The sequence below is a fragment of the Maribacter luteocoastalis genome (genome assembly GCF_048890225.1).
Classification (GTDB): Bacteria; Bacteroidota; Bacteroidia; order Flavobacteriales; family Flavobacteriaceae; genus Maribacter; species Maribacter luteocoastalis.
In genome coordinates this window covers 15449-27084 of record NZ_JBMFZG010000003.1, presented here as the reverse complement: position 1 = coordinate 27084, position 11636 = coordinate 15449, and the positions used below count along the sequence as shown (strand labels likewise).

At 37.9% G+C, this 11636-nt stretch carries 9 protein-coding genes; 1 reads left to right on the top strand and 8 read right to left on the bottom strand.

All coding sequences use genetic code 11. The annotated features are described in order from the left end of the window. Positions 1-48: 48 nt before the first annotated feature. The 5 genes from xylA to ACOCEA_RS07255 all read right to left on the bottom strand — a co-directional run bounded on the left by xylA (position 49) and on the right by ACOCEA_RS07255 (position 7530). Positions 49-1365 carry a xylose isomerase gene (xylA, locus tag ACOCEA_RS07275; protein WP_420755563.1) on the bottom strand — a complete coding sequence of 439 codons (1317 nt, stop codon included), beginning with the start codon at positions 1363-1365 and terminating at the stop codon, positions 49-51. A gap of 11 nt (positions 1366-1376) precedes the next feature. Next, positions 1377-2861 carry a xylulokinase gene (locus ACOCEA_RS07270; RefSeq protein ID WP_420755562.1) on the bottom strand — a complete coding sequence of 495 codons (1485 nt, stop codon included), beginning with the start codon at positions 2859-2861 and terminating at the stop codon, positions 1377-1379. Between the two features lie 269 nt (positions 2862-3130). After that, positions 3131-3751, bottom strand: coding sequence for a response regulator transcription factor (locus tag ACOCEA_RS07265; RefSeq protein ID WP_420755561.1), 621 nt, complete (start codon positions 3749-3751; stop codon positions 3131-3133). Between the two features lie 673 nt (positions 3752-4424). Further along, positions 4425-6128, bottom strand: coding sequence for a PorP/SprF family type IX secretion system membrane protein (locus ACOCEA_RS07260; protein ID WP_420755560.1), 1704 nt, complete (start codon positions 6126-6128; stop codon positions 4425-4427). A gap of 142 nt (positions 6129-6270) precedes the next feature. Then, positions 6271-7530: a cell envelope biogenesis protein OmpA gene (locus tag ACOCEA_RS07255; protein WP_420755559.1), complete on the bottom strand. Its 1260-nt coding sequence runs from the start codon at positions 7528-7530 to the stop codon at positions 6271-6273. Positions 7531-7784: 254 nt separating this feature from the next. Here ACOCEA_RS07255 and ACOCEA_RS07250 point away from each other — a divergent pair, with 254 nt between their 5' ends. Continuing rightward, positions 7785-7973, top strand: a complete 189-nt coding sequence (locus tag ACOCEA_RS07250; RefSeq protein WP_420755558.1) for a hypothetical protein — start codon at positions 7785-7787, stop codon at positions 7971-7973. A 12-nt stretch (positions 7974-7985) separates the two neighbouring features. Here the strand turns inward: ACOCEA_RS07250 and ACOCEA_RS07245 are convergent, their stop codons facing one another. The 3 genes from ACOCEA_RS07245 to ACOCEA_RS07235 all read right to left on the bottom strand — a co-directional run bounded on the left by ACOCEA_RS07245 (position 7986) and on the right by ACOCEA_RS07235 (position 11636). Further along, a complete protein-coding gene (locus tag ACOCEA_RS07245; RefSeq protein WP_420755557.1) occupies positions 7986-8816 on the bottom strand; it encodes a DMT family transporter in 831 nt (276 codons plus the stop codon). A gap of 260 nt (positions 8817-9076) precedes the next feature. After that, positions 9077-10282: a 3-oxoadipyl-CoA thiolase gene (pcaF, locus tag ACOCEA_RS07240; RefSeq protein ID WP_420755556.1), complete on the bottom strand. Its 1206-nt coding sequence runs from the start codon at positions 10280-10282 to the stop codon at positions 9077-9079. Position 10283: 1 nt separating this feature from the next. Next, positions 10284-11636 (bottom strand): 3-oxoacid CoA-transferase, encoded by a 1353-nt coding sequence (locus ACOCEA_RS07235; RefSeq protein WP_420755555.1) that lies wholly within the window; start codon positions 11634-11636, stop codon positions 10284-10286.

Genomic DNA, 11636 nt, shown 5'->3' with positions numbered 1-11636 from the left:
AAGGGCCTTGATTACACCTCAAGACCCTCTTCACTTATATCTTACTGGTTATATATATTGATTGATTATATTTTCAAACAATTCCTGTTTTCCACTAACCAATGGCAACTCACCATTTTCTTGGGCAATCTTATATAAATCGTTCAAATCTAGTTTTCCTTCCTCAAATGCCTTTCCTTTTCCGGCATCAAAAGAACTATATCTTTTTTCCCTAAGGCTATTGTAGGCTGATGATGACATTATTTTATCAGCTGTGACCAAAGCCCTGGCAAATGTATCTGCACCACCTATATGTGCAAGGAAAATATCTTCCAAATCGGTTGAATTACGTCTAATTTTAGCATCAAAATTAACACCGCCACCTTGCAAGCCGCCTGCTGCCAAGAACACTAACATGGCTTCCGTTGTTTCCTGAATATTATTTGGAAACTGATCAGTATCCCAACCATTTTGGTAATCTCCTCTATTGGCATCTAAACTACCTAGCATTCCTGCTTTGGCAGCCACGGCAATTTCGTGCTGAAAAGTATGTTGTGCCAAAGTTGCGTGGTTGACTTCAATATTGATTTTAAAATCCTTGTCTAGACCATACTCCCTTAAAAACCCAATTGCTGTGGCGGAATCAAAATCATATTGATGTTTCATTGGTTCCATTGGCTTAGGCTCAATAAAGAAATTACCTTTAAAACCTTGACTTCTTGCATAATCCCTTGCCATTACCAAAAATTGCCCCATATGATCTAATTCACGACCCATGTCAGAATTCAATAGGGACATATACCCTTCACGGCCACCCCAAAACACATAGTTTTCACCATTTAGTGCCATAGTGGCGTCCAATGCCAGTTTTATTTGTCCACCTGCCCTCGCCAAAACATTAAATTCAGGATTTGTGGCTGCACCGTTCATATAACGTGGATTGGAAAAACAGTTGGCCGTACCCCAAAGTAATTTTTTACCAGAAGCATTTTGCTTTTCCTTTATGTAATCTACGATAGTGTGCAACCTCTTTTCTGATTCTGCAAAAGTTGGTCCCTCTTGTATCAAATCAAAATCATGGAAACAGAAGTAATCAAAGCCTATTTTATCAAAAAATTCGAAAGCGGCATCTGCTTTGTCCTTGGCCGCCTGTACAGGATCTGCAGCCTTATCCCATTCAAAATTTTGAGTCCCCGGGCCAAAAGGATCAGAACCCTGTCCACAGAAGGTATGCCAGTAAGCTATGGAAAACTTAAAATGATCTCTCATTGTTTTCCCTGCAACCACTTGGTCTGGATTGTAATATTTAAATGCCAGTGGATTGTCAGAATCCTTTCCTTCAAATTTTATATTTCCTATCCCCTTAAAATATTCTTTGTTTGCCATTTTATTATCTATTATTTGTTCAATATTAAGTCTAATTCCTTTTTCCATTGCCCATAGGCAGATTCGTATTCTTTCTTATTAGGTAATGGGGTAAACGTTTTTATATAATCATTTTCCATAATGGCCCTGCCAAACCTTTTATAATCACCATCTCTTAAGATCCCGGCCCTTGCAGCACCAATGGCCCCGGTGGTATTATAAATTTCTATATCATATCCAATTAAGGTCGCCACCGTATTAGAGAAGATTTCAGAACGAAAAAGGTTGTCGTTACCTGCACGCATCACATTCACATGAATACCATCAGACTCCATTATTTGCATTCCATAAACAAAAGAGAAGGCTATGCCTTCCAAAGCCGCCCTGCACAAATGCTCTTTACCGTGATTATTCAAGTTTATATTTACTATTCTCGTACCAACCTCTTGATTGTTAAGCATTCTCTCTGCTCCATTACCAAAAGGTATTATAACAACACCATCGGAACCTACTTTTATACCCGATGCCAATTGGTTCATTTCATCATACGAGGTGACATCCAAATTATTCAACAACCATCTATATTGTATTCCAGAACCATTTATACACAATAGTTTACCGATTCTTGGATCGTATTGTTTTTGGTAATTTACATGTGCGAAATTATTTACCCTTGCGCTCTCCTTAACCGAAAGGCTATTGGTAATGGCATAGACAACACCAGAAGTGCCCCCAGTTGCAGCAACTTCTCCCGGATGGAACACGTTTAAGGACAATGCATTATTAGGTTGATCCCCTGCCCTATATAAAATTGGTGTTCCAATTTCTAAACCGCTTTCTAAAGCGCCATTAGTGTTTACTGAGCACTGTTCTGAGAACGTATCCACAATTTCTGGCACCAATGAAGCATCCAACCCGTAAAATTTCAATAAAAAATCGGCTATTTCATTTTTTTTGAAATCCCAAAAAATACCTTCGGACAATCCGGATATGGTGGTGTTTATTTTACCTGTCAACTTAAAGGCGATATAATCGCCGGGTAACATAAACTTATAGGCCTTTTCATAAATTTCTGGCTCATTATCCTTTACCCATTTTAACTTAGAGGCCGTAAAATTTGCCGGAGAATTCAATAGGTGTTCGGAACACTTTTCCTCACCAATTTCCTTAAACGCATTTTGTCCAATACCAACCGCCCTACTATCGCACCAAATAATAGAATTCCTTAGGGGTTTACCTTCCCTATCCACCAATACCAAACCATGCATTTGATATGATATGCCAATGCCAATCACTGCAGTTGAAGGAACGTTGTTCTCTTTTAAAATTCTTTTGATACCAACACAAACATGGGTATACCAATCATCTGGATGCTGCTCTGCCCAACCATTTTTAATGGCCAGCATGGACATTTCCGTTTGTGGTTCTTGTACCACAGCAACACTTTTTCCGCTGTCCGATGCTACTAAAGCAATTTTTATGGATGAACTACCTATATCAAGACCTAAATAATACATGATGCTATTTTATAGCAATACAATTGTAGTATTGCTGGAATAAAAATAACAGAATAGAATGGTATTACCCTTACATAGAATTAAAATAATTGCCTATACCTTAAAAATATTATAATATGAGTGAGAAATATGTAAATTTAAAATGCTGATTATTAGATTTTTATATTTTTTTCGTGATTTTCGAAAAATTACGAAACCGCTTTCGTAAACTATAAAAAAGGCCCTTAGTAAGTGATACACTAAGGGCCTCAATTAAACATAAGTAGGGTTTACATTTGTTCCAATTTTAGCAATGCTTCAGACTTAGAGTTCACATCCAATTTTAGATAAATATTCTGAATATGAAAATTCACGGTACTGGTAGTCACAAAAAGCTTGTCCGCAATCATTTTATAGGTGGCGCCTTTACATAAAAAGTCTATAATCTGATTTTCCCTATCAGAGAAAAACTTAAATGATTTTCTATGAAAATCGCTTATCACCTTGGTAACGATATCGTTGCTCATGGTAGCACCTTCTTTTTTTACATTCATAAGTGCATGTTGAATTTTATCGGCGGTCATTGGTTTAGTCAAATAACCATTTGCTCCACTTTTAAAAGCCTTTTTAATGACATCAAAATCATTTATTTCACTTATCATTATAATCTTTACGTTCCAATCTTTTCTGCGGAATAACTTTATGGCGTCCATACCACAAATACCATCTAAAGTAACTTCCGATATTATAATATCCGGTTTTTTTGACCTTATATCCTTCAGAGCCTTATTCGCATTTGTGTACATGCCAACTAGTTTGTAACCCGTAAAATGAGCTAGGTAATCCTCATATTCATTATGTAGACTTTTATCCTTTTCTATTATAATAATTTTTAAATCTTGAGTTTTCATATTAAACAGTATTTTATTACATCCTGTTGATAATTAACAGAATAGCAATGGTTAGTTATGAGTAAAATATAAGGTTTAGGGAACAGTATTCTTCATAGCAAGGTTCATCCATACCATCAAAATAAAACGTATAGTGATTATGACAACCAAAGTAAAACGAACCTATATCCAGACACTGAATGTTGGTTGGATCAAAATTTGGCTATAGAACTGTTCCCTTTTTAAAAATTAATTCAGGTACTTAGTAACCCTGAATTTATGCCAAAAGCATATTTGAAAAGGTACTTGAATTGATCTCTGAAGTCATGAGATCTTGGTTTGGAACTGTTGGATGCCTTAAAAGCAAAGTTAGTTTTTAAGACAAATTGTAGGTAATGTGTATTCATATTGTGGGGGGATTTGGGGGTTAAACTTTATTTATATCATATGTTTGTTTTTTAAATATATAAACTCATCAAATAAGTTGGCTAAAACTATAGGTTTTTTCGTTCAAATACATAGCGATTTGCATTTCATCGGAAAAATCGGTTGAATTTTTTTAAATGAAAAAGGAGGGGACTTGGCTATCCCCCCGGATACCACCCCTCCTTTAGTCGGCAATTTACTCAAACATAGAAATATTAAAACCCAACGCCGCTCAAATGATTTTTATTGTAATTAAAGTACAGTATTGTTATTGTTCTGTACTGTAGGTGTCATCATCCTCAAAAGTATTTGAAGCAGTAGCCGTGGCATGGTCTACTTGCATAATCCATTTATCATCATTGTATTTACCGTTCATGTTTGATACGAAGGCTGTTTGCGCATCCTTTTTATAATCATAATCTGCTAAATACACATAGTACAATCCATTTTCCTTGTTATAGAATTGTTTGGCATCCAATCCTTCTTTCTTTAATTTGGCCATAAAGGCATTCAGGTAATTTTTATTCTTATACACGTTTGCAATAACATAATAACCTGTTTTTACGCCTACTAAATCGCCTTCGCCAAAAACCCTGATTGGTAGCTTTTTGTATTTACTGTGCTCCTCTTCTTCAGCAGCGTCATGTTCCCTTTGCATTTCATTGGCCAATAACATCGTCTGTTGATCTTGGTCGAAATTTAGAAGGTTATTTTTGATATTGTCCTTAATGTCATTTCTCAAAAGGCGTACTATGGTTTCGAATCGATGCTCAAAAGCAGCGGTACGTGCCTCTTCAATGGAATCTTGTCTTAAGATAAGTTCATCTAATATTAGTCTATTTTGATACGCTATAGTGTTCGCGTCATCGTTTGTAGATAGCGTAACCTCTGTTTTTCCTTTTACATTATTACTATTTTTTCTAGCCTTATCGCGTTCAGTAATTAAATCCGCTATCTGTTCTTCATAATTTCTAACGATACGGTCTATTTTACTATCGTTGGATCTATCTGCAATAGTTAAGGACATGTCATCATCCTTGAACTTATAAGCAAGAGAGACCTCGTGGTTCCATCCTAAATTGGATTCATCTTTAGAAATATCCTTCTCCATTAAATAACCCAGCGACATTTTTTCACTTAAATTAAACCCTACACCAGCAGATACGCCAAATTCTTGATCAATAGTAGTCTGCAACCATCCATATTTTGGCAAATCCAATAATAAGGAACCTAAATAATAAATACTACCGTCCACATTTTTCCCTATTTGCCCCAAAGGCATTAACCTACCGTTTTCAAAAAGGCCTCTACCTGCATCAAACGTATGCGTGTATTGAACAGATGCATTCACACTTTTTGTAGATAGATTTGTTAAAAACTCATTGGTAGTCTGATTATATCGTAAAAGGTCCTTGGCATATAATCCAAAATCAAAATTACCTATGGTTAAATTAATTCCAGGTTGAACCGCTATTTTACTTTCCTTCCTTGCTTCAGAAATCTCTGGGTCATTTTCAGTTACTACAACCCTATTTTTGTCTAACCCTTGGTTAAAGTACGTTATGTTGGCCCCAAATGCCAATTGGCTTTTTTGCCCTAATTTAACAGCTGTAGCATAATTGGCATTAAAACCAAATTCCTGTACCACACCAGCCCATTGACTATACACACCAATACCTAAGGCCGTACGTTCATTAAGTTTATTGCTAAAACCTAAATAATAATTCTGACTGTTATCGTCAAAAGTGGCATATTGGTTTCTATGCAATATGTTTAGGTACGATTTGTTCTCGCGCACCAATGAAAACGTAGGATTAATTAAATACCTATTAAAAAATAATTGATTATGATAGGTAGTACTAGAGTTTAGGTTGGTATTCGTTTCTTGGGCCACAACCCTTAAGTTTCCATAAACGATACCAAGAAGAAGTAGTAAACCTAATTTCTTAAATGTTGTATTTGCGTAGTTCATCTGAGTAAATTTTAAAATTTGGGTAACTAATCACAAGCAAGGGCGTTTATAGGTTGCGTTGGTCTATTTGGGTGGAATATACTTCAGCAATTTCCCTTGAAAAGGTCTATTATATTTTAATCCTTAGAAATGATGTATTTAACTATTGTTCATCTTCAAATACAGAGGTAGAATAATTTACATGGTCCTCACTATTTAAGGCTTCCAGCAAATGATAATCCTTACCTTGGTTAGCACTCCTTTCACCTATATAGGAAAAGGCTACTTTTTGCAAATCCTCACCCTCTTGCCCTCTGTTTGATATCACATAGGCCATCTGGTCTTTATTTGCAAGTTGAATAGAGAATTCATCTTTTTTACTGTTTATTGGACTACCTAAATTTATGGCCAAGCCTACATTTTTCTGACCTACCTCTACCATATACACATCTAAGCCACCATAGCCTTTATGGCCTTCAGAAGCAAATACAAGCGTATTCCCTTCTATTACCTTAGGATAAATATCATTTTTAACCGTATTCACCTTTTCACCTAAGTTCTTGGCAATACCTATAGTACCTGTCTTACTAATATTCGACACATATATATCATACTTGCCATAAGCTCCAGGCATATTAGATGCAAAAAAAAGTCGCTTACCATCAGGGGAAATCGCTGGGTGCAATGCCGAATAGTTACTAGGGCATAAGGCTAATTCCTGAATGGTTCTCCATTGCCCGTCTACTTTATCCGCTTTATATATTTTATGTATTTTTTCCTTTTTTGAGAATATTCCTGTGGTAGGTTTAACCATAACAGCTTTACTAAAATATGCCGTATTACCGTCTTTGGTAACCACTATTGGCGTCTCGTACTCAAATTCATTTTTACTAAGAACTTGTTTACTTGTAACCTTATGGGCATTAATACCGCCTAAAGAAGCAGTGCCAGACTCAGTTGAAAAATTCAAAGGCTTAAACCTGTCCCTAAAATTTGAACGCTTAGCCACTTTTGAGGAAACATGGGTCATCTGATAATCGGACCTTACCAATTCTGTCCAATTTTCATCTTCAACCTCTTTAATTGTATTGGAACTTCCCAATTTTGAAACTGCATGGTCGTAACGCTTCTGATAAGAAGGTTCCAATTGGCCATCCTCACTCAATTCAATTAATTTATCATACCAAAAAAGGGCAGTCTCATAATTGTTGGACAGAAAATGTGCATTGCCCAGGTCCTCATAAATTTCCTTTTCAGTATACCCTAAGGATTTTAATTCTTGAAAATTCTGAAGGCGCTTCGAACTTTCATTTTTCTGATAAATGCGGTCATTTGAGACCAGCTCCGCTTGAGCGAGCAGGGAACCACAACAAAGGGTGGCCATGCACCCTATTATCAATCTGTGTTTTAAGTTATTTCTCATGTTTGTAGATTTTGGGGATTTACATGACAAAGTTCTTAATTGTTCAGCAGCCAATACTTAACAAAAATTCATAGGTTTTTTGATTTTTTTGATAAATTTTGAGTTTTTCATCAAGAAATTTAGCAGTTCACCCGATATTCTAACCTTAAGGATTGTTGGGTTTTAATTAACAATAAATACATTTTGTCTTAATTATTTGTTAATTATTTTAGAATTTTTTATTTTTATAAGGTTGATTTTATAAATGCGTAATTATGAATACTTCTGGGAATTTATTTGATACAAAAATGATTTCGGACATACTATTAATAGTGATGCTTGTGGTAACCACCCTGTTATTTTTTCAATATTACCATGTAATTGAAGAGGAAATTACCCAAGTTGTACTAAATTCAATGACAGATATTAATAACAGTATAGCGGAAACCAGAACAGGTAGATAAGCATTGACTTGCTCACCTTTTACCAACCAATACATTGGTTGCCAAAGCACCTATAATCAAAAGTATACCTAACAGACTCCAAATGGTATACACATCCCCAAACCAAAAGACACCTACGCAGACCGTAAAAATAACCTCTATATATTTTAAAGGGGCCACTAGTGTGGTTTTTGCCGTTTGAAACGCCTCGGTCATAAATACTTGTCCAAAAAAACCAAAAATCCCCAAGCTTAATAAAAGGAACCACTCAATTCCTACTGGAAACGTAAAATCCCTTATACTCAACAAACCGCCTATTACGGTTCCAATAAACATAAAGTAATTGACCACAACCAAAGGATGATCTCCTTTTCCTATTCTTCTAATAATAACGTATACCAATCCACTAAAAACGGAAGCGGTAAGCACTAATAGTAATCCGACGGTACTTGCCGAATCATCAAATCCCTTAATTACCAGCACCCCACAAAAAGCAATGGCAAACAAGAGCCATTGTATGGCACGTAATTTTTCACCAAGTAAAATAACAGCAAAAAAGGTGGCGAAGATCGGTGCTATATATCGTAACGAAACCGCTGTGCCAACAGGTAAATATTTTAAGGACATAAAGAATAGACTCATAGCCGTTAATCCTGCAAAAGATCTTAATAACATCAGTTTCCTATTATGTCCCATGATAGGGATTCCTTTAAACAGAATGTAAGACGTAGCTAAAATCAAGGAGCCTACCGACCTAAAAAAAACAATTTCAAAAGTTGGAAAATGGTTCAGGTATTTTACCAACGCATTCATTAAAGTGAATGAGAACGTACTAATTACCATGAACAAAACTGCTTTCTTCACAAAGAGGTATTCTAGAAGTGCAAAGTTACTGGAAGATAAAGGGATTAAGCAATCAACGACTATAAATAGACCATCTACATCTAGATTTTTACGATATTAATTACGAAAGCCCACTAAAATCATAATACTTTAATTTTAGCTTCAGGCCTCAATAAAAATCACAGGTCTTTCCAATAAGTGTATAAACATACCATTGGATCATACCTCCTATTGCATTAAAAAATATCCGTTTGGTTTATTGGTTTTTACCTTGCACCGTATTAAACCCTTTCTACAATTATGGCATAGCCCATACCTACACCCACACACATGGTAGCAAGTCCATATTTACCACCAATTCTTCCCAACTGATTCACGGCAGCCTGTACAATTCTGGTACCTGACATGCCCAAAGGATGTCCAATGGCAATGGCCCCGCCATTCGGATTGATACGTGGGTCGTTATCTTCCATACCCAACTGTCGCGTACAGGCTAGGGACTGTGCGGAAAATGCCTCATTAAATTCCAAGGTATCCATATCCTTTAGCGTCAATCCTGTTTTCTCCAATACTTTTTTGGTGGCATATACCGGGCCTATACCCATAATCCGGGGCTCTACCCCTACCACGGCAGAAGCAACAATCCGTGCTTTTGGTGTTAGGTTATAGGTTTTTAAGGCTTCTTCAGAAACGATCAACATAGCCGCAGCGCCATCATTAAGGCCAGATGCATTACCAGCGGTTACCGTACCGTCTTTTTTGAAAACGGTTCGGAGGGTCGCCAACTTCTCCAAAGAGGTGTCAGGACGAATGAATTCATCTTGATCTACGATTACAGGATTTCCTTTTCTTTGCGGAATCTCCACGGAGCAAATTTCCTCTGCCAGTGTACCATTCTTTTGTGCCGCTGCTGCTTTCATCTGTGAATTGTAGGCAAACAAATCTTGGTCTTCGCGACTAATTTTGAATAGCTCCGCCAGATTCTCGGCAGTAATGCCCATGGCATCGGTACCATACATCTCATGTAACTTTTTGTTCACAAAGCGCCATCCAAAACTGGAATCCTCCATTTTGGAGTCGTTCCCAAAGGCGGATGTCGCTTTTGAAATCACATAGGGTCCACGCGACATATGTTCCATTCCTCCCGAAATAAATACATCACCGTCATTGGCCTTAATGGCCCTATTGGCATGAATTATAGCGGACATACCCGAAGAACACAATCTATTGATGGTCTCCCCGGGAACCGAGTAGGGCAACCCTGCCAAAAGTAAGGCCATTCGGGCCACATTTCGATTGTCCTCCCCAGCTTGGTTATGACAGCCCAAAATCACATCATCAATCACCTCTTTAGGCAAATTGGGATATCTAGCCAACAAGGCCTTTATGGGAATAGCTGCCAAATCATCTGCCCTAACGGGCGCTAGTGCTCCTCTAAAGCTTCCTATGGGGGTACGTATAGCATCAACGATATATGCTTCTTTCATCTTATTTCTGCTCTAATTTTTCAACAAATTTGGCATCGGTCTTTTCACGGACTTCCTCCAAAGAACTTCCAGGCAATATTTCAACTAAGGTCAATTGTCCCTCAATAAATTTAAAAACGGCCAAATCCGTAATCAATACATCCACACAATGGAAATCCGTAATGGGCAATGAACATGTTTCTACCACTTTGGAATTTCCGGCCCTATCGGTATGGCTCAAGGTAATGATTAATTTTTTTGCGCCCGATGCCAAATCCATCGCACCTCCAACACCCAGTAGTGGTTTTCCGGGAACCGCCCAATTGGCCAAATTGCCCTGGGCATCCACTTCAAGACCACCCATGATGGCTACATCTATATGCCCGCCACGAATCATGGCAAAACTATCCGCACTATCAAAATAGCTACTTCCTGGCAAGGCGGTTACGGGAACTTTACCAGCATTTACGGGATAATGCATGGCACCACCGCCATCTGAAGGTTCTGGACCAACGCCCAACATCCCATTTTCGGTATGTAAAATAATGCCATCCTCGGGTTGTATCAAATCTGCCACTAAGGTTGGAATCCCAATACCTAGATTCACGACATCGCCTTTTTCCAATTCCGCAAAAGCTCTTTTTGCCATGTTCATACGCCGTTCATCTATCACTTTAGATGAGCCCACCGATGCGGAAGTCCCTAAATCTTCTTCGGTCAATTCTTTTTGAACAAGATAATCCACAAAACAACCTGGTGTGTGAATCTGATTAGGGTCAATAGCTCCTACGGGAACTATTTCCTGAACTTCGGCAATCACCAAATCAGCTGCCGTAGCCATGGCCCTATTGAAATTTTGTTCGGTCATACGGTACTGTAAATTACCTGCTGTATCCGCTTTCCAAGCACGTACGATGGCTACATTTCCACGAATACCTTCAATGAACACCTGCTCCTTACCATTCAGCATTTTGGTTTCCCGCCCTTCGGCAATCAAAGTTCCTGCAGAGGTAGGGGTGTAAAACCCACCTATACCTGCACCGCCTGCACGTATGGCCTCTGCCAAGGTTCCTTGCGGTAATAGCTCATATTCCACTTTGCCTTCCTGTGCAGCCTTTACCGCTTCTGGATTGGAGGTAAAAAAAGAACCTATCATTTTCTTAAGCTGTCCGTTGTTCAATAAACGGCCACCACCCATGTTCGGTTCCCCAACATTATTGGCAATAAACGTAAGGTCTTTAGTTGTAGTTTCCGCCAAGGCATGAATGACATGTACTGGGTTACCGGTCATGCCAAAACCACCACCCAAAATCACATCGCCGTCCTTCACCATCGCCGCCGCTGCTTGGGCCGTTATTTGTGGTACTTTCTTCAT

Coding starts and splice junctions, on each gene's coding strand:
- pcaF (WP_420755556.1), bottom strand. CDS start 10,282: ATGAAAGAAGCATATATCGTTGATGCTATACGTACCCCCATAGGAAGC.
- ACOCEA_RS07270 (WP_420755562.1), bottom strand. CDS start 2,861: ATGTATTATTTAGGTCTTGATATAGGTAGTTCATCCATAAAAATTGCT.
- ACOCEA_RS07250 (WP_420755558.1), top strand. CDS start 7,785: ATGAATACTTCTGGGAATTTATTTGATACAAAAATGATTTCGGACATA.
- ACOCEA_RS07255 (WP_420755559.1), bottom strand. CDS start 7,530: ATGAGAAATAACTTAAAACACAGATTGATAATAGGGTGCATGGCCACC.
- ACOCEA_RS07260 (WP_420755560.1), bottom strand. CDS start 6,128: ATGAACTACGCAAATACAACATTTAAGAAATTAGGTTTACTACTTCTT.
- ACOCEA_RS07265 (WP_420755561.1), bottom strand. CDS start 3,751: ATGAAAACTCAAGATTTAAAAATTATTATAATAGAAAAGGATAAAAGT.
- ACOCEA_RS07235 (WP_420755555.1), bottom strand. CDS start 11,636: ATGAAGAAAGTACCACAAATAACGGCCCAAGCAGCGGCGGCGATGGTG.
- xylA (WP_420755563.1), bottom strand. CDS start 1,365: ATGGCAAACAAAGAATATTTTAAGGGGATAGGAAATATAAAATTTGAA.